18 protein-coding genes are annotated in these 17,079 nt (G+C 72.3%); 8 read left to right on the forward strand and 10 right to left on the reverse strand.

The genetic code is table 11. From position 1 onward, the window contains the following. Positions 1 to 2 precede the first annotated feature (2 nt). The 5 genes from B1L11_RS22115 (at position 3) to B1L11_RS22135 (ending at position 4,468) form a co-directional block, all read left to right on the forward strand. Complete coding sequence (locus B1L11_RS22115) at positions 3 to 938, forward strand: DUF389 domain-containing protein (protein WP_079316241.1); 936 nt, start codon at positions 3 to 5, stop codon at positions 936 to 938. A 77-nt stretch (positions 939 to 1,015) separates the two neighbouring features. Then, positions 1,016 to 1,942, forward strand: coding sequence for an ABC transporter ATP-binding protein (locus B1L11_RS22120; protein ID WP_079316242.1), 927 nt, complete (start codon positions 1,016 to 1,018; stop codon positions 1,940 to 1,942). After that, on the forward strand, positions 1,939 to 2,805 hold the full coding sequence (locus B1L11_RS22125; RefSeq protein ID WP_079316243.1) for an ABC transporter permease: 867 nt from the start codon (positions 1,939 to 1,941) through the stop codon (positions 2,803 to 2,805). The genes B1L11_RS22120 and B1L11_RS22125 overlap by 4 nt, the downstream gene beginning before the upstream one ends. Next, positions 2,802 to 3,755 carry an ABC transporter ATP-binding protein gene (locus B1L11_RS22130; protein ID WP_256862781.1) on the forward strand — a complete coding sequence of 318 codons (954 nt, stop codon included), beginning with the start codon at positions 2,802 to 2,804 and terminating at the stop codon, positions 3,753 to 3,755. The genes B1L11_RS22125 and B1L11_RS22130 overlap by 4 nt, the downstream gene beginning before the upstream one ends. Then, on the forward strand, positions 3,752 to 4,468 hold the full coding sequence (locus B1L11_RS22135) for an ABC transporter permease subunit (RefSeq protein ID WP_079316244.1): 717 nt from the start codon (positions 3,752 to 3,754) through the stop codon (positions 4,466 to 4,468). The genes B1L11_RS22130 and B1L11_RS22135 overlap by 4 nt, the downstream gene beginning before the upstream one ends. A gap of 11 nt (positions 4,469 to 4,479) precedes the next feature. Here B1L11_RS22135 and B1L11_RS22140 read toward each other — a convergent pair whose 3' ends face one another. The 3 genes from B1L11_RS22140 to B1L11_RS22150 are packed head-to-tail and all read right to left on the reverse strand — an operon-like array spanning position 4,480 to position 6,614. After that, a complete protein-coding gene (locus B1L11_RS22140) occupies positions 4,480 to 5,238 on the reverse strand; it encodes an SDR family NAD(P)-dependent oxidoreductase (RefSeq protein WP_079316245.1) in 759 nt (252 codons plus the stop codon). Between the two features lie 30 nt (positions 5,239 to 5,268). After that, complete coding sequence (locus tag B1L11_RS22145) at positions 5,269 to 6,246, reverse strand: alpha/beta hydrolase (RefSeq protein WP_079316262.1); 978 nt, start codon at positions 6,244 to 6,246, stop codon at positions 5,269 to 5,271. A gap of 50 nt (positions 6,247 to 6,296) precedes the next feature. Continuing rightward, on the reverse strand, positions 6,297 to 6,614 hold the full coding sequence (locus B1L11_RS22150; protein WP_079316246.1) for a putative quinol monooxygenase: 318 nt from the start codon (positions 6,612 to 6,614) through the stop codon (positions 6,297 to 6,299). Positions 6,615 to 6,758: 144 nt separating this feature from the next. Between B1L11_RS22150 and B1L11_RS22155 the strand changes: the two genes are divergently transcribed. After that, positions 6,759 to 7,664 carry an AraC family transcriptional regulator gene (locus B1L11_RS22155; RefSeq protein WP_079316247.1) on the forward strand — a complete coding sequence of 302 codons (906 nt, stop codon included), beginning with the start codon at positions 6,759 to 6,761 and terminating at the stop codon, positions 7,662 to 7,664. A gap of 74 nt (positions 7,665 to 7,738) precedes the next feature. Here the strand turns inward: B1L11_RS22155 and B1L11_RS22160 are convergent, their stop codons facing one another. The 6 genes from B1L11_RS22160 to rplM all read right to left on the reverse strand — a co-directional run bounded on the left by B1L11_RS22160 (position 7,739) and on the right by rplM (position 14,068). Then, entirely contained in the window at positions 7,739 to 8,590 is an 852-nt protein-coding gene (locus B1L11_RS22160) for an alpha/beta hydrolase (RefSeq protein ID WP_143737449.1), read from the reverse strand. Between the two features lie 174 nt (positions 8,591 to 8,764). Beyond that, positions 8,765 to 10,948 (reverse strand): LuxR family transcriptional regulator, encoded by a 2,184-nt coding sequence (locus tag B1L11_RS22165; RefSeq protein WP_256862782.1) that lies wholly within the window; start codon positions 10,946 to 10,948, stop codon positions 8,765 to 8,767. Next, positions 10,840 to 11,583: an AAA family ATPase gene (locus B1L11_RS51605; protein WP_256862783.1), complete on the reverse strand. Its 744-nt coding sequence runs from the start codon at positions 11,581 to 11,583 to the stop codon at positions 10,840 to 10,842. Before B1L11_RS51605 ends, B1L11_RS22165 begins: the two co-directional genes overlap by 109 nt. Positions 11,584 to 11,687: 104 nt before the next feature. Next, complete coding sequence (gene glmM, locus B1L11_RS22170; RefSeq protein WP_079316249.1) at positions 11,688 to 13,073, reverse strand: phosphoglucosamine mutase; 1,386 nt, start codon at positions 13,071 to 13,073, stop codon at positions 11,688 to 11,690. Beyond that, positions 13,073 to 13,594 carry a 30S ribosomal protein S9 gene (rpsI, locus tag B1L11_RS22175; RefSeq protein WP_079316250.1) on the reverse strand — a complete coding sequence of 174 codons (522 nt, stop codon included), beginning with the start codon at positions 13,592 to 13,594 and terminating at the stop codon, positions 13,073 to 13,075. The genes glmM and rpsI overlap by 1 nt, the downstream gene beginning before the upstream one ends. A 30-nt stretch (positions 13,595 to 13,624) precedes the next feature. Further along, positions 13,625 to 14,068, reverse strand: a complete 444-nt coding sequence (gene rplM / locus B1L11_RS22180) for a 50S ribosomal protein L13 (RefSeq protein WP_079316251.1) — start codon at positions 14,066 to 14,068, stop codon at positions 13,625 to 13,627. A gap of 337 nt (positions 14,069 to 14,405) precedes the next feature. Here rplM and B1L11_RS22185 point away from each other — a divergent pair, with 337 nt between their 5' ends. Then, positions 14,406 to 15,131: a CAP domain-containing protein gene (locus B1L11_RS22185; RefSeq protein ID WP_179155271.1), complete on the forward strand. Its 726-nt coding sequence runs from the start codon at positions 14,406 to 14,408 to the stop codon at positions 15,129 to 15,131. Positions 15,132 to 15,265: 134 nt separating this feature from the next. Here B1L11_RS22185 and B1L11_RS22190 read toward each other — a convergent pair whose 3' ends face one another. Continuing rightward, on the reverse strand, positions 15,266 to 15,517 hold the full coding sequence (locus B1L11_RS22190) for a hypothetical protein (protein WP_079316253.1): 252 nt from the start codon (positions 15,515 to 15,517) through the stop codon (positions 15,266 to 15,268). A 116-nt stretch (positions 15,518 to 15,633) separates the two neighbouring features. Here B1L11_RS22190 and B1L11_RS22195 point away from each other — a divergent pair, with 116 nt between their 5' ends. Then, the gene (locus tag B1L11_RS22195) at positions 15,634 to 16,377 is read left to right on the forward strand and encodes a hypothetical protein (RefSeq protein ID WP_079316254.1); all 744 of its coding nucleotides are present in this window, start codon (positions 15,634 to 15,636) and stop codon (positions 16,375 to 16,377) included. Positions 16,378 to 17,079 lie beyond the last annotated feature (702 nt).

The raw sequence follows: 17,079 nt of genomic DNA on the forward strand, positions 1-17,079 counted from the left end.
CCGTGCTGCATCTGCGGGTCATCGCCCCGTTCCAGCGGACCGACCAGGTCATCGAGGTGCTCGACCGTACGCCGGGGGTCACGAACGTCGTGCTCCTGGCCAAGGCGGCCAGGCGGCCTGAGGGCGACGTCGTGCTCGCCGACGTCGCCAGGGAGGCGGCCAACACGGTCATCGGTCAGCTCAAGGCGCTCGGCCTGGAGCGGGACGGCTCGATCACGGCCGAGGAGATCGAGCTGTCGATCTCCCGAGGCGCCGCCGAGGCGGAGGAGCGGGCACCGGGCGAGGGCGACGACGCGGTCGTGTGGGACCACTTCGAGCAGCGTGTGGCCCTCGACAGCCGCATCACGTGGGCGTTCCTGGCGTTCCTCGCCATCGCCACGCAGATCGCCGCGATCGGCGTGCTCATCCCCTCGCAGATCCTGATCGTCGGCGCGATGGTCCTCGGGCCGGAGTTCGGCGCGGTGGCGGCCGTCTCGTTCGGCCTGCTCCGCCGCCGGTGGCCGCTCGTCGGCACCGCGGCCCGCACGCTCGCCGTGGGCTTCGCGTCCGCGATCGCCGTCACCCTGGCCTGCGCCCTCGTCTCGCGCGGCCTCGGCTGGATCACGCCCGACAGCCTGCGGCACCACGACGAGGTGCGCTTCATCGTGACGCCCGACCGGTGGTCGTTCATCGTGGCGCTGCTGGCCGGCGCGGCCGGGGTGCTGTCGATCACGGCGGGCAAGTCCTCCGCGCTGGTGGGCGTCTTCATCTCCGTCACCACCGTCCCCGCGGCCGGCTACATGGCCGTGGCCCTGGCGCTGTGGCGCTGGGACGAGGTCGGCGGCTCGGCGCTGCAGCTCCTCGTCAACATCGCCGGGATGGTCGTCGCCGGCACGCTGACGCTGTTCCTCCAGCGCTCGCTGTGGTCCCGGTACGGCGGCGGTCGGCAACGGGCGTGAGAGGCATACCTGAGGCGTAGGCGGGTTCCTCCATCAGACGGAGGCCCGGCGGACGTCCCGCCCAGTAGGGTCGGATCATGACAGCGAGCGCGACCCCATGCTTCGCGACCGAGGGGCTGACCAAGCGCTTCCCCCGCGTCACGGCGCTCGACGACCTCACGGTCGCGGCCGGAACCGGCGTGACCGGCCTGGTGGGCGCCAACGGCGCGGGCAAGTCGACGCTTATCAAGATCCTGCTCGGCCTGCTCCCGACGACCTCCGGACGCGCCTCGGTGCTCGGCCTCGACACGGCCACCCAGGGCCCGGAGATCCGGCGCGTCGTCGGTTACATGCCCGAGCACGACTGCCTGCCCCCGGACATGTCCGCGACCGAGTTCGTGGTGCACATGGCCCAGATGTCCGGGCTGCCGCGTACGGCCGCCCGCGAGCGCGCCGCCGACACCCTGCGCCACGTCGGGCTGGACGAGGAGCGCTACCGCCCGATGGGCGGCTACTCCACCGGCATGCGGCAGCGGGTCAAGCTCGCCCAGGCCCTCGTCCACGACCCGAAGCTGGTGTTCCTCGACGAGCCCACCAACGGACTCGACCCGCAGGGCCGCGACGACATGCTCGCGCTGATCCGTCGCGTCGGCACCGAGTTCGGCATCAACGTGCTGGTCACCTCCCACCTGCTCGGCGAGCTTGAGCGGGTGTGCGACCACGTCATCGTCATCGACGGCGGGCGGCTGCTGCGCTCCTCGGCGATCCGGGAGTTCACCCGGGCCGAGCAGACCATCGCGGTGGAGGTCGAGGAAGGACAGCAGCGGCTGGCCGAGCGCCTGACCGCGGGCGGCGAGACGGTCGCCGCGCAGGGCAGGCTGCTGACGGTCCAGGTGTCCGCGGACGACCCCGGCCGCACCTACGACGCCGTACGCGACGCCGTCTGCGACCTCGGCCTCAGCCTCCTGCGGCTGGAGCAGCGCCGGGGCCGCATCGAGGACGTGTTCAAGGAGCCGGTGGCATGACGACAGAGCCGACCGCGGTCATCCACGACATCGGATACCGCCACTACGACGGCGTACGGCTGGGGCGCGGCAGGGCGACGCTCGCCCTCGGCGTGCAGAGCCTGCGCGGCGTGTTCGGGCTCGGCCGCACGATCCGCGCCAAGATCATGCCGCTGCTCCTGGTCGCGATCATGCTGATGCCGACGGTCGTGTCGATCGGCGTGATGGCGCTCGCCAAGCAGTTCGTGATGCCCTATCCGAACTACGCGGTCTTCATGCAGGCGGTGATCGCGGTCTTCCTGGCCGCCCAGTCGCCCTACCTGGTCGCACCGGACCTGCGTTTCCGCGTGCTGCCGCTGTATCTGTCCCGCCCGCTGACCGTGACCGACTACGTCCTGGCGAAGCTGACCGCGCTCGCGGTCGCGCTGTTCGGGCTGCTGGCCGTGCCGCTGACGATTCAGTTCGTCGGCGAACTCCTGGTGGACCTGCCCGGGCCGCCGCACACCGCGGATTACCTCGGCGCCCTCGGCGGCGCGGTCCTCCACGCGGTGCTGCTGTCCTCCGTGGGCATCGCCCTCGCGTCGTTCACCCCGCGCCGCGGTCTCGGCGTCGCGTCGGTGATCGCTTTCTACATGTTCACCGCCGCCGTCTCCGGGATCTTCGCCGGCGTGCTGATCTCGTCGGGACGCGACTCCCTCGCCGGGTGGGCCCTGCTCCTCAACCCGTTCTTCCTCGTCGACTACGTCCAGTCGGCCCTGTTCGGCACCGAGCCCGTCAACACAGAGATGGCTCCGCCCGGCATCGCGTCCTGCCTGATCCTGCTGGCCGTGGTCGCCCTGGCCGTGACGGGCGTCCTCCTGCGCTACCGGAAGGCGGCGTCGTGACCACCACAAGCTCCCCCGTGACCACCCGCCAGGGCGTGCTCGAACTCGCCCAGGTGTCCCGCTGGTACGGCAACGTCGTGGCGGTCAACGACGTCACGATGACGATCGGGCCCGGCGTCACCGGCCTGCTCGGGCCGAACGGCGCGGGCAAGTCGACGCTGCTGCACATGATGGCCGGGTTCCTCGCGCCGTCCAACGGCACGGCGACCCTCGACGGGCGGCGCATCTGGCACAACCACGAGATCTACCGGCAGATCGGCCTGGTCCCCGAGAAGGAGGCCGTGTACGGCTTCCTCACCGGATGGCAGTTCGTGCTGTCGTCGGCCCGGCTGCACGGCCTGCCCTCGCCCGCCGACGCGGCCCGGCGGGCCCTCGACCTGGTGGAGATGACGGACGCCTCCGGCCGCCGCATCGAGACGTACTCGAAGGGCATGCGGCAGCGCGTCAAGGTCGCCGCGGCCCTCGTCCACGACCCCCAGGTGCTGCTCCTGGACGAGCCGTTCAACGGCATGGACCCCCGGCAGCGGCTCCACCTCATGGGCCTCGTGCGCCGCATGGGCGAGGAGGGCCGGACGATCCTGTTCAGCTCGCACATCCTCGAAGAGGTCGAGCGGGTGGCCCACCACATCGAGGTCCTGGTCGCGGGGCGGCACGCCGCGTCGGGCGACTACCGCGAGATCCGGCGCCGCATGGCCGACCGGCCGCACCTGTTCCGGGTCAGGTCGAGCGACGACCGGCGTCTGGCCGCCGCGCTCATCGGCGACCCCTCCTCCAGCGCGGTCTCGCTGACCGAGCAGGGCGTCGAGGTCCAGGTGACCGACTACGCGCGCTTCACCGCGCTGCTGCCGCGGATGGCGCGCGACCTCGCCGTACACCTGTGGCAGGTCTCCCCCACCGACGAGGACCTGGAAAGCGTCTTCTCCTACCTCATCTCCGGGAGCACGCGATGAACACGGTGGTGGCGGACATCACCTACCGGGCCATGCTCGGGCGCAAGCGGATCTGGCTGCTGATTCTGCTGCCGGTGGCGCTGGTCGCGCTCGCCGCGCTGCTCAGGCTGGTCAACGGCCAGAACGAGCAGACGGCCGTCCTTCTGATGAAGAGCTTCGCGATCGGCACGATGCTGCCGCTGCTCGGGCTGATCGCTGGAACGGGTGTGATCGCGCCGGAGATCGAGGACGGCACGATCATCCATCTGCTGGCCAAGCCGATCTCACGGCCGGTGATCGCGGTGACGAAGTTCGTGGTCGCGGCCTCCCTCGTCGCGGTGCTCGCGGCCGTCTCGACCTACGCCGCCGCCTACCTCCTGGCCGGCTCGGAGTCGGGCGTCGCGACCGGCTTCACCCTCGGGGCGCTGTTCGGCGGCGTCGCGTACGCCGCGGTGTTCCTGCTGCTTGGCGTGCTCACCCGGCACGCGGTCGCGGTCGGCGTGATCTACGCCCTCGTGTGGGAGGGCGTGGTCGGCGGCTACGTGCCCGGCGCGCGGAAGTTCTCCATCCAGCAGTGGGCCCAGTCGCTCGCCGACCAGGTCTCCTCCTCGCCCTTCTTCTCCACCGAGGTGACGCTCGGCTTCGCCGTGCCGGCGATGGTCATCGTCACGATCGGCGCCGTCGTCTGGACCGGCCAGCGCCTGCGCTCCCTCTCCCTGACCGGCGACGACTAGTTCTGGACGTTCTAGAGGTTGAAGCCGCCGGACACCTCGATGTCCTGAGCGGTGACCCAACGGCTCTCGTCGGAGACCAGTGTGGCGATCACCGCGCCGACGTCGCCGGGTTCGCCGACCCGGCCGAGCGCGGTCCTCGCCGCGAGGGCCGGGACGACCTCGGGGAACCGGGTGAAGGCGTCGTCGCCGAGGCGGGTGCGGGTCGGACCCGGTGAGACGGCGTTGACGCGGATCCCGCGCGTGCTGAACTCCTTGGCCATGTAGCGGGTCAGCACGACCAGGCCGCCCTTCATCGACGCGTAGGCCGAGTAGCCGGGCTCCAGGCCGGCCTTCGCCACCGAGCTGCTGCTCGTGTTGACGATGGCCCCGCCGTCCGCCATCAGGGACAGCAGCCTCTGCGTGAGGAAGTACGGTCCCTTGAGCAGGACCCGCATGAGCCTGTCGAACGTCTCCTCGCTCGTGTCCTCGATCAACGACGCCTCCGAGGCGCCGGCGTTGTTCACCAGGTAGTCGAAGGTGTCGCGCTGCCACATGTCGCGCAGCACGTCGGTTACGGTGTCGCGGAAGGCCGCGAAGGTGCCGGTCTCGCCGACATCCAGCGGCAGTGCGACGGCCCTGCCGCCCTCCTTCTCGATGGCGGCGACCGTCTCCAGTCCTCCTTGCCGGTTGTTGCCGTAGGTCAGGATGACTCCGGTTCCGCGTTTGGCGATCTCGACGGCGGCGCTCTGTCCGATGCCGGAGCTGGCGCCCGTGACGATGGCGACTTTCATTGTCCTTCTCCTGCGGTGTGGTCGTAGGTGTCAGCGAGTGAACTCGGCGGCGGGCTCCGGGGACAGGACTCGGGCGAGCCAGTCGGTGCGTGTACGGCGGGCCGTGGCCGAGATCCGCGCCTGGGGATACAGGGCGTCGAATCCATGGAAGCCGCCCGCCCAGACGTGTAGCTCCGCCTGGCCGCCGGCCGCCCAGATGCGGGTGGCGTAGTCGGCGTCCTCGTCCCGGAAGACCTCGGCTGAGCCGGTGTCGACGTAGGTGGCCGGCAGGGCCGACAGGTCGCCCGCCAGCGCGGGCGAGACGTACGGGGGCACCTCGTCGCCGGTGAGGTCGCCGAGGACGGAGCGCCATCCGAACTCGTTCATCTCGCGGGTCCAGACGCCCGGCTCGCCGGAGAACTGGCGGCTCGACGTGCTGGTGTTGCGGTGGTCGAGCATGGGGCAGATCAGCATCTGCGCGGCGATCGGCGGGGTGCCGCGGTCGCGGGCCAGCAGGGTGACGCCGGCGGCGAGGCCGCCGCCCGCGCTGGCGCCCGCGACGACGATCCGGGCGGGGTCGATGCCGAGTTCGGCGGAGTGCTCGGCGATCCAGAGCAGGCCCTGGTAGCAGTCGTCGACCAGGGCGGTGCCGGTGGCCTCCGGTGCGAGCCGATACTCCACGGAGACCACGACCGCGCCGAACCGGTCGAGCCACTCCAGCGGGATGTCGATCTGCGAGAAGCGGTCGCCCATGACCATTCCGCCGCCGTGGATCCAGTAGACGCAGGGCGCGGCGGTGGCGTGGGCGTTCGCCGGGGTGAAGACCGACAGAGGGATCGAGGCCCCGTCCGTGGCGGGCGCGGCGACCTCGCGCCGGTCCACCTGCCGGTGTGCGAGGAGGGAGTCGACGGGTGCCGACGGGAGCCGACGCAGTTGCGTGAGCACTTCCGGGGTGAGCTGCGACATGAGGGGCATGTCGGCCAGCAGCTCACGCAGCTCGGGGTCCAGGCCGGGTCGTGCCGGGGTCATGGTCACTGCCTTTCGCGGGGGAGGGGTGGGCCGCTGAGTGATCGGCGAGGTCAGAAGGCGGCCTTGCCGCGCACCGGGACGAAGTCGGCGTACTCGGACTCCTTGGCCACCAGCTCGCCGAGCCGCGCGACGATGGCCTGGGCGGCCTCGCCGGCGAAGATCCGGTGGTGGTCCTCCTCGCTGGTCCAGCCCTCGATGACGTGGACGACGTCGGGGTCGGACGCGGAACGGGAGACCAGATAGACGACGCAGTGCTCGCTCGCGCCGGGGCCGCCCTCGTCCAGTCCGGTCAGCAGCAGGTCGACCAGCCGGTCGCCCATTCCGGGCTTGGCGGTCAGGGTGGCGGCGAAGCCGTGGTTGGCGGTCATGCACGCCCTCTCTTTCGGTGGGGGGCTGAGGTGATTCCATTGAATCGGCATGACCTGCGGAAACGTTAGAACGATGCTCCTTCGTCCTTGCACGATCCTCTCGCGTACGGGAACGCCGGCAGGGAACCGTGCTGCAATGGCCGCATGTGCCTCGAAGAGCTCCGCACCCTGCTGGCCCGGCATGCCCGGCCCGACGGGACCACCGCCATCGACGGCGTCCTCGTCTCGAAGGTCGACCGGTCGGACCCGCCGGCGCCCTCGATGTCCGGCACCGTGCTGGCGGTCATCGCCCAGGGCGCCAAACGCCTCGCACTGGGCGACCGGATCTTCGAGTACGGCGCCGGGCAGTACCTGGTGGCGTCGGTCGACCTCCCGGTCACCGGGCAGTTCACCCAGGCGGACCCCGAGCGGCCGGCGCTGGGCTTCGGTCTCGTCCTGGAGCCGTCCGCCGTCGCCGAGTTGCTGCTGCGGGCCGGGCCCGGAGACAGTCCCCCCGCCGGTGGAGGCGCGGCGCCGGGGATCGCCGTCAGCGACGCTCCGGCTCCGCTGCTCGACGCGGTGGTCCGGCTGCTGCGCCTGCTCGACGAGCCCCGCGACCGGACCGTGCTGGCCCCGCTGGTCAAGCGCGAGATCCTCTGGCGCGTGATCACCGGCGAGCAGGGCGCGACGGTTCGCCAGCTCGGCCTCGCCGACAGCGGCCTCAGCCACATCTCCCGGGCCGTGCGCTGGATCCGCGAGCACTACGCGCAAGCCTTCCGGGTCGAGGACCTGGCGCGGCTGTCCGGCATGAGCGTCTCCGCCTTCTACCGCAACTTCCACGCGGTGACCGCGATGAGCCCCATCCAGTTCCAGAAGCAGATCCGGCTGCAGGAGGCCCGGCTGCTGCTCACCACCCACCCGGGCGACGTCACCGGAGTCGGCCACCGCGTCGGCTATGACAACCCGTCCCAGTTCAGCCGGGAGTACCGCCGCCAGTTCGGAGCGCCTCCCAGCCAGGACGCCGCCCGTCTGCGCCACGGCGTCCACGGCCCCGCGGCCGTCCTCCCCTGACCTGACCCCGTCGCGGCACAACGACGTACGGACGGCCGCCGCGATCGTGGGGCCGTCCGTACGCCGACGAGACGTCAGAAGGGGCAGGTGCTGCGGTACTCCTCGACGAGCAGGCCGCTGCTCGGGCCGGGGCAGAGGAACCTGCCGTAGCGGGTGTCGTCGTCGACGAACCGCTTCATCCAGGCCACGGCGTACTTGCCGATGGTGGTGTTGGTCGTGTTCGGCGCGAAGTGGGTGGCGTTGTTCAGCTCCAGGTACGCCTTGTCGAGCGACGAGGGCAGGCTGGTGTAGAAGGGCTCCGCGTGCGAGGCGACCGGTGCGACCGTGTCGTTGTCCGCACCGATGATCAGCGTGGGGGTCTGCACGCCCGACCAGGTCTTGTCGAGGTTCCACGGCGTCAGCGGGACCGCGGCCCGCAGGGAGGGCCGGTCGGCCACGGCCTCCAGCGTGCCGCCGCCGCCCATCGAGTGGCCCATGACGCCGAGCCTGGTCGCGTCCACCCGGCCGCGGACCGAGCTGCGCTGAGTCAGGTAGTCGAGCGCGGCCAGCAGTTGCCGGCCCCGGCTGTCGGGCTGGTCGAGCCGCGTCAGCGTGTCGATGTTGAACACCACGAAGCCGTGCGAGGCGAGCCGGGCGGCCAGCCAGGCGAGGCTCGACTTGTCGGCCGTGTAGCCGGGGGCGATGGCCACGCCGCCGAAGGTCCCCTCGGACGTGGTGGTCGGGTAGTAGATGGTCCCGCCGCCGAAGCCGCTCACCGACAGCGACGACACGTCGATCTGCGCGGTCGCATACGGCCCGCGCGACGCCTCGAGCAGGGCGTCGGTGGGGTCGGGGCCGTGTACGGCGGCGTGGGCGGCGGGAGCGGCGAGGCCGCCGGCCAGTGCGAGCAGCACGACGAGCAGCAGCGTCGTGACCGCGGAGGACATGCGTCGCAGCAGTGGGGTTGGGGGGTGTGTCGGCACGTCGGTGCACTCCCTGGGGGTAGGAGTGGGACCGGCCACGCGGGCCGGTTCCCGCGAACGGTTTGACCGCCGTCACTGTCGCGCCGTCAACCCCGGACGCGCATCGGTGAAATCACCGGTCCCCGCGACTCACCGGCCTCACGACAGAAGGCGGGTCAGCTCAACCCGGGAGCGCACGCCGAGCCTGGCGAAGATGTTCCTCAGGTGGTGCTCCACCGTGCGCGGGCTGATGAACAGCCGGGCCGCCACCTCGCGGTTCGTCGCGCCCTCCGCCACGAGGGCGGCGATCTGGAACTGCTGCGCCGTGAGCAGGCGGCCGGCCTCGGAGCGGGAGCCCGAGGGCCGCACCGACTCCCCGGCCGCGCGCAACTCCGCGCGGGCGTGCTCGCTCCACAGGCGGGCGCCGTACCGCTCGAACGTCTCCAGCGCGCCGTGCAGGTGCTCGCGAGCCGCGCCGGGGCGGCGCGACCGCCGGAGCATGCCGCCGTACAGCAGGCGCGTGCGGGCGGTCTCGAACGCGCACGCCCCCTGACGGTGCAGTTCCAGTGCCTGCGTGAAGCGCTCCCCGGCCTCCGCCGGGGGTGCGAGCAGCGCGTGGCACCGGGCGGCCAGCGCCAGCCGGTCGGGGTCACGGGTGCTGTCGGCCCAGCGGTCCAGCATGACGAGCGCGTCCCGCGCCTGCGCGATGTCCCCGGTGCGTACGGCGCTCTCGACGAGCAGCGGCGTCGCCATCACCCGTACGACGAGGGGGTCGCCGGTGCGGGCCACCGTGCGCAGGCGGTTCACGGCGTCGGCGTGGCGGTTCGCCGCGACGTCCAGATGGGCCAGGGCCAGCGTGCCGAGCGCCTCGGCCACGCTGACGCCGTGGGCGGCGGCCAGCTCGACGGCCCGCGCCGCCCGCAGGACGCAGGTCTCCTCGTCGCCCGCGACGGCGGCGGTGAACGCGAGCCAGGCGAGGTGCTGCGCGCCGCTGGTGGCCCGGCCCGTCTCCTGTGCCAGGCGCAGGCCGTCCATGGCGTTGGCCGCCACCGCGTCGTAACGGCCGCTCCACAGCTGGGCCTGGATCAGGATCTCCAGCATCTGCGGCATGCTGGCGACCGCGCCGTGGGCACGCGCCACCTCGACCGCCCGCGACGCCAGCGTGAGCGCGTCGGCGCCGTTGCCGAGCAGGAGGTTCGCGACGCCGCCCCACACGAGCACCGAGGGGCTCCCGACCGAGGGCGGCACCATCACCCCGGTGGCCACGCGGCGCAGCGACGCGGTGGCCTCGCGATGCCGGCCCCGGAACGTCGCGGCCATGCCCGCCAGATACTCCAGCGCCAGGCGCGTGACGTGGTCGTCGTCGGGCCGCCGCAACGTCTCGGCGCGCCGCGCGATCGCCAGGAACCGGCGGTTGTCCCCCGCCAGGTAGCTCGCCTCGCCCGCCCTGACCAGCGCGCGTACGGCCTGCTCGCGGTCGGTCCGCAGCAGCCGCTCGGCGGCGGCGAGCAGCGTGTCGCAGGCGCTGTCGGTCTTGCCCGCACGCAACTCCAGGCTGCCCCTGACCAGTTCGGCCCGGGCGCGCACCTCGGCGCCGGCCGCGAGCGTGTCGATCCGGGACAGCAGCGACCTCGCCCGCTGCGGCTGTCCCGCCTGCCAGGCGTAACGTGCGGCGGCGGCCAGCCGCGCGGCCTTGGCCTCGCCCTGCCCGGTGAGCTCGGCCGCCCGTTCGAGGACGCGGAACGGTTCCGGGAAGGCCGCCGCCTTCGGCGCCGCCGTGAGCGCCCGTACGAGGTCCTCGGCGAGCCGTGCCGGGGGGACCGTCGAGGGCGGCGGCGCGGTGCCAGGCCCGCCGCAGCCGCTGGTGCTCCCCGCCGGAAACGCCGTCGAGAAGGCTCGCCAGCAGGCGATGGGCGGCCCGCCGCCGGGCGAGGGACGCCTCGGCGTACGCCACGTGCCGCAGGATCGGGTCGGCGAGGTCGAAGCCGCCGTCCGGCGATTCGACGACGACGCCCGCGGTCTCCGCCGCCTCCAGGGCCGCCAGCCCCGGACCGCGACTCCGCCGCGCGTACCAGCGTGACCGCGTCGATGCCGGGGATCGGCCGCGATCAGCAGGACGAGGTCGGCGGTGTCGGCGGGCAGGCCGCGGAGCCGGTCGGCGTACGCCCGCCACAGCCGCCCGCCGCGCGGTGGCGTCTCGGGCGGCGGCGCCGAGCCGTTGCGGTGCGCGTCGGTCAGCGAACCGGCGAGTTCGGCCAGCGCGAGCGGGTTGCCCCGGGCCGCCCGGACCAGCGCCGCGCGCAGGTCCCCCGGCAGACCGTCGGGGACGAGGTCGTCGAGCACCTGCCGGGACGCCCGCTCGTCGAGCGGGGCGAGCGGCAGCGGCGGCAGGTCGCCGGGGGCGGTGCCGGGCTCCGCGGAGGCGAGCGCACGGCGACGGGGACCGCGAGGGTTCGGCGGGCCACGAAACAGATCGCCTCCCGGCTGGGGGCGTCGAGCCACTGGAGGTCGTCGGCGCACACCAGCACCGGGCGCCCGGCGGTCTGCAGGAGCCGCAGCAGCGCGGCGGGCAACGCCAGGCCGCCCGTACCGGCTCCGGTCCGCAGCGCCTCGGCGAGCATCCGTGCGTCGGCCGCCGGCGCATGCAGCGCCGCATCGGCCGTCGTCGCCGAGTCGGCCGCGTCGAGCCGGTCCGCTATCGGGCGGAGCAGGGCGTGCAGCCCGGCGTACGGCAGGTGGGTCTCGCCTCTGACACCCCGGGTGCGGAGCACGAGGAACCCCTGCTCCTCCGGAGTGCCGGTGACCGCGTGCGCGGCGGCGAGGTCGAGCAGCGCGGTCTTACCCGCGCCCGGTCCGCCGAGGAGGAGCAGGCATCCGCCCGCACCGGCCCGGGCCCGATCCACGAGCGCGCGCAGCGCCTCCGACTCCTTGTCACGACCCCTTAACGCCCCCGACCGAACACCGGTCAAATAAGACATGCATCAGTGTTACGCGCACATTACGCAAATGAGAAGGGCTTCCAATAAGGAACCCCGCCGGGCACGCACCCGGCGGGGTCCTCAGGAGTGGTGACGCGGGAGCGTCAGACGCAGACCGTGCGGACGACCTCCGCGAGGCGGTCCGCCACGGCTTTGGCCTGGTCGTGCGACTCGGCCTCGACCATGACCCGGATCATGGGCTCGGTGCCGCTCGGGCGGATCAGCACGCGGCCGGTCTCCCCGAGCTCGGCCTCCGCCTCGGCCACCGCCGCCCGCAGTTCGGGGGCGGACGCCTTCGCCTTCGCCACGTCCCTGACGTTGACGAGCACCTGCGGCAGCTTCGTCATCACCGACGCGAGGTCGGCGAGGGAGCGGCCCTGCCGGGCCACCTCGGCCATCAGGTGGAGCGAGGTGAGCAGGCCGTCCCCGGTCGTGGCGTGATCCAGCATGATCACGTGACCGGACTGCTCGCCGCCGAGCGTGTAGCCGCCGTCCTGCATCGCCTCCAGGACGTACCGGTCGCCGACCGCGGTCTCCACCACGGACAGGCCGGCCTCCCGCAGGGCGAGCTTGAACCCCAGGTTGGACATGACCGTCGCGACGACCGTGTCCTTGGCGAGGCGGCCGTCGGCGTGCATCGACAGGGCCAGGATCGCCATGATCTGGTCGCCGTCGACCTCCTCGCCCGCGCCGGTCACGGCGAGGCAGCGGTCGGCGTCGCCGTCGTAGGCGATGCCCAGGTCGGCGCCGCTTTCGACGACGGCCTTACGCAGGGCGGCCAGATGGGTCGAGCCCACGCCGTCGTTGATGTTCAACCCGTCCGGGGCGGCGCCGATCGTCTCCACGGCCGCGCCGGCGCGCAGCAGCGCCTCAGGGGCGACCATGTGCGCCGCGCCGTGTGCGCAGTCGACGACGACCCGCAGCCCGTCGAGGCGGTGGGGCAGGGTGGTCAGCAGGTGGGAGACGTATCGGTCGGCCTCGCCGTACGCCTCGCGCACCCGGCCGACGGACGGGCCGACCGGACGGTCCCACTTCTCCCCGAGCCGTTGCTCGATCTCGTTCTCCACCGCGTCGGGCAGCTTGTAGCCGCCCCGTGTGAAGAACTTGATGCCGTTGTCCGGCGCGGGATTGTGCGACGCGGAGAGCATGACGCCGAGGTCGGCCCCCAGCGCGTTCGTCAGGTACGCGACCGCCGGGGTGGGCAGCACGCCGAGCCGCAGGACGTCCACGCCCGACGACGCGAGGCCGGCGACCACGGCGGCCTCCAGGAACTCTCCTGAAGCCCGCGGGTCCCGGCCTACGACGGCGATCGGGCGGCCGCGCCGCCCGACACTGGCGTGGAACGCCCCGGCGTCGCCGAGCACGTGCGCGGCGGCCACGGACAGGTCCATGGCCAGTTCCGCGGTGAGGTCGCGCCCGGCGACCCCACGTACCCCGTCGGTGCCGAAGAGGCGCCCCCGTGAGGAGGCGCCTACGGGCTCCCGCGACATTAACGCTTGCTGTACTGCGGAGCCTTGCGGGCCTTCTTGAGGCCGTACTTCTTCCGCTCCGTGGCGCGGGCGTCACGGGTGAGGAAGCCGGCCTTCTTCAGCGGCGGGCGGTTGACCTCGGCGTCCAGAGCGGCGAGCGCGCGGGACAGGCCCATGCGCAGCGCGCCGGCCTGGCCGGTCACGCCACCGCCGTCGATGCGGGCGATGACGTCGAACGCGTCCTCGGCGCCGAGCACGACGAACGGCTCGTTGATCAGCTGCTGGTGGACCTTGTTCGGGAAGTAGCTCTCCAGCGAGCGGCCGTTGATCGTCCACTTGCCGGTGCCCGGCACGATGCGGACACGGGCGATGGCCTCCTTGCGGCGGCCGGTGCCGTACGAGTTGCCCGTGGTGACGGGCTTGCGCACGGCGCCCTCGCCGGCGGGGGCCGACTCGGTGGTGTACTCGGAGGGGAACTCCTCCGCGGAGTAGTCTTCCGGCTCGCCCTCGACGAGCGTCTCGATACCGGTGGGCTCGGCCACGGTTCTCCTCTTAACTTTCCTGGCTCGCGATTACTGGGCGATCTGGGTGATCTGGAAGGGCACCGGCTGCTGGGCCTGGTGCGGGTGCTCGGCGCCGGCGTAGACCTTGAGCTTCTTGGCCATCTTCCGGCCCAGGGCGTTCTTGGGAAGCATGCCACGGACGGCCTTCTCGACGGCCCGGTCCGGACGCTTCTCCATGAGCTCGCCGTAGCTGACGGAGCGCAGACCACCGGGGTACCCCGAGTGGCGGTACGCCTTCTTCTGCTCGAGCTTGTTGCCGCTCAGGGCGATCTTGTCGGCGTTGATGACGATGACGAAGTCACCCGTGTCGACATGCGGAGCGAAGATCGGCTTGTGCTTCCCGCGGAGCAGGGTCGCCACCTGGCTGGCCAGCCGGCCGAGTACGACGTCGGTCGCGTCGATGACGTACCACTGACGTTCGACGTCGTTGGGCTTCGGTGAGAACGTGCGCACGGCAGTGCCTTCTGTCGGAATGTGAACTCTCGGTAGGTTGCGCAGGCACGGCGACAACCTCCGTCTCCACGTGTACGGGAGAAGACGCCGGACGCGCCGTGCACCGGTCTGCGGACAGACCGATCCACACACAACGAACTAGCAGACTACCGACCCGATGCCGCCTGGTCAAAACGGCGAAGGCGGCGGGTCATTGGAACGACTCATTTGAACGTTCATCAAATCCATACCCAATCGCCTCTTCTTCCCCATGGCGCGGATCCCTATATTTGACTGCGGTATGTGGCAGACCCCTCACAAAAATCACACCTTCCGTGGCCCCCTACGGGGGACTCAGATGGGTCTGCTGGCGTGCGCCGTGGCCATCCTGCTCACCGGCGTCGTGATCGGCAGGATGAGCGCCAGGTCGGGCGAGGTCGACGACGTCTACCTGCGCAAGTCGGAGCCGTCCCCGTCGCCGAGCGCGAGCGCGGCGGGCGCGGTGCCGCGCGACCGGCCCACGCTCGACCACGTGCTGCGCACCGTGGCTCCGGTCGTCCCCCGGGAGGTGCCGCAGCGCCGGCCCCGAAAGGAAAGGCCGCCCTCCAACTTGATCGACGGCTCCGACGGCGGCTCGCGGCACACCGTTCTCACCCCCGGGACGGACGGCGGCGACGACACGTACGACGCCGACTCGATGCGGTCCGCCTCGATGGAGGCCGAGGTCGTGCGCCTGGTCAACGCCGAGCGTCGCAGGCACGGCTGCCGGCCCCTGCGCGTGGACCCCCGCCTGGTGGAGTCCGCCCGCGCGCACTCGGACGAGATGGCGTCGAGCAGGCTGTTCCGGCACAGCTCCCCCGGGGGCGCCTCTCCCTGGGACCGGATGGGCGCGGCGGGCTACTCCGACGGCGGGGCCGAGACGATCGCCAGGGGCTACCAGAGCGCCGAGGCGGTCGTACGCGGCTGGATGGCCGGGCGGAGCGACCGCGCCACGCTGCTCGACTGCCGCCTGGTCGCGACCGGGGTCGGCGTGAGCATGGGCGAGGGCGGCCCGTGGTGGACCGAGGACTTCGGGTATTCCTGACCCTTCCTCATCTGTCCAATTAGCCGACTAATCTCAGCGCCATGGGTTATCCCGGCGACCAGCAACCACCTCCGCCGCATCATCCCCCGGATCCACGCAGGCGGGACCTGCCGCCGTACTCCGGTGGGGACGACTCACCCCTCGCCGGCCGTCGTGACGCGCCCCCGTACGGCGGGGGCCAGCCGCCATACCCGCGCGAGCAGTCGCCGTATGAACGCGAGCAGGCGCCCTACCAGCGTGAACCATCGCCGTACGCCCGCGAGCAATCGCCCTATGAACGCGAGCAGGCGCCTTATCAGCCCTACCAACAGCAGCCCTACCAGCAGCAACAGCCCGAGCAGCCGCCGTACGCCGGGCGCGGGCCGTACGAGCAGGACAGCCCCCACCGGGTGGAGCAGCTCGCGTCGACCCGTACGGGTCCCCGGCCGGCGGTCAGGCGGGTGGCGATTGGGACGCGCGGCGGCAGCCGACGGCGCCGCGGGAGCCCGCGCCGCCGGAGCCCGTGTGGGATCCGGACGCGAAGGGCCCCTGGTGGCGTCGCCCCTGGGCTCTCGGCCTCGCGCTGCTGGCTCTGATCGGGGCGCTGTTCACCGGCCTGTGGTACGCCGCGCGCAACGAGAAGCCGCCGGTCGCCGCCCCGACGCCCACCACCCGCCACTCACCACCGCTCGTCTCCGAGGGCCCTCCCGGCAAGTTCGGCTACACCGCCTCACGGGCGACCGACAAAACGCCGCTGTCGCTCCGGGAGCTGTTCGCCAAGAGCAAATTCGTCAAGAACAAGCGTTCGTACGTCCGCACGGCGTTCCGCAAGGAGAAGAAATGCGCGGACGGCGTCACCGGCGACAAAATCACCAAGGCGCTGAAGGCGGGCGGATGCACGCAGTTGCTGCGGGCGAGCTTCGCGGACTCCAAGGGCACGGTCATCGGCACCGTGGGCGTCGCCAACCTCAAGACCTCCGCCACGGCGAAGAAGGTCGCCTCCGCCGGGGGCGGCGGCGAGCGCAAGGACTACCTCAAGCCGCTGCCGGGCAAGGACGAGGCCACCAAGCACCTCGGCACCGGCGAGGCGTACGCGGGCGGGTGGACCCACGGGCACTACGCGGTGCTGCTGTGGTTCCAGTTCAAGGACGGCCACAAACCAGCCAAGAACGAGCTGAAACGGCTCTACCAGACCGCGGTGGACGTCACCGACGCGACTGTTTTCCCTGCCCTCGACACCCGTTCGCTGAACGGTGGCCCCAGCTGAGGCCAGGCGTTCACTGAGGTGGGAGCCGGTGGGCGACCCGGGGCGGCACGGACCGAAACGCCCATAGGGGCACGCCGATCGCGCCCGCGCCGTTACGCTTCCGGCTATGCGTGGCAAGGATTCCGGTTCCGAGCACGAACACGAAACGGCGTCGGCCCGCCGCGAGGCGGACGCCGAGGGCTCGGCGACACCTCCGACGCCACCTCCGAGCTTCGGCCAGACCCCGCCGCCCGGGTTCGGCCGGCCCCCCGCGGACGACGGCACGGCCTGGGCCCCGGACGCCGCCGGTGCGGCGACCGGCCTCCGGCCGTGCCCTACCCGACCAGGTATGGGCCGCCCGGCGGTCTCGGGGCACCCGAATCGCCCGACGACCCGGAGAGCACGAACAGGTTCAGGGCCGTTCCGGCGTACGGCCCGCCGCCCGCCGCCCCCGGCGGACCGGGCAACGCCGGTGCGCCCGGAAACGCCGGTGTGCCCGGAAACGCCGGTGTGCCCGGAAACGCCGGTGTGCCGGGGAACGCCGGAGTATCGGGGGAACCCGGGGGCCTTCCCGCGCCGCGCCGCCCCGGTGACGAGGCCCTTGCCCTGCCCGCGCCCGATGAGCCGCATCCCGGCCCCGGCGCGGTGCCACCGCAGCGCGTACGGCGCGGGGACGCCCTCCGTGGCCGAGCAGCCCGGAGGGCCAGGGCATCCACTCGTCGG

Origin of the sequence: Microbispora sp. GKU 823 (assembly GCF_002027145.1) — a bacterium.
Lineage (GTDB): Bacteria > Actinomycetota > Actinomycetes > Streptosporangiales > Streptosporangiaceae > Microbispora > Microbispora siamensis.

Bases quoted from the DNA above. Each gene is read 5' to 3' on its own strand.
- B1L11_RS22120 (WP_079316242.1), top strand. From the start codon at position 1,016: ATGACAGCGAGCGCGACCCCATGCTTCGCGACCGAGGGGCTGACCAAG.
- B1L11_RS22125 (WP_079316243.1), top strand. From the start codon at position 1,939: ATGACGACAGAGCCGACCGCGGTCATCCACGACATCGGATACCGCCAC.
- B1L11_RS22135 (WP_079316244.1), top strand. From the start codon at position 3,752: ATGAACACGGTGGTGGCGGACATCACCTACCGGGCCATGCTCGGGCGC.
- B1L11_RS22140 (WP_079316245.1), bottom strand. From the start codon at position 5,238: ATGAAAGTCGCCATCGTCACGGGCGCCAGCTCCGGCATCGGACAGAGC.
- B1L11_RS22145 (WP_079316262.1), bottom strand. From the start codon at position 6,246: ATGACCCCGGCACGACCCGGCCTGGACCCCGAGCTGCGTGAGCTGCTG.
- B1L11_RS22150 (WP_079316246.1), bottom strand. From the start codon at position 6,614: ATGACCGCCAACCACGGCTTCGCCGCCACCCTGACCGCCAAGCCCGGA.
- B1L11_RS22155 (WP_079316247.1), top strand. From the start codon at position 6,759: ATGTGCCTCGAAGAGCTCCGCACCCTGCTGGCCCGGCATGCCCGGCCC.
- B1L11_RS22160 (WP_143737449.1), bottom strand. From the start codon at position 8,590: ATGTCCTCCGCGGTCACGACGCTGCTGCTCGTCGTGCTGCTCGCACTG.
- B1L11_RS51605 (WP_256862783.1), bottom strand. From the start codon at position 11,583: ATGTCTTATTTGACCGGTGTTCGGTCGGGGGCGTTAAGGGGTCGTGAC.
- glmM (WP_079316249.1), bottom strand. From the start codon at position 13,073: ATGTCGCGGGAGCCCGTAGGCGCCTCCTCACGGGGGCGCCTCTTCGGC.
- B1L11_RS22185 (WP_179155271.1), top strand. From the start codon at position 14,406: ATGGGTCTGCTGGCGTGCGCCGTGGCCATCCTGCTCACCGGCGTCGTG.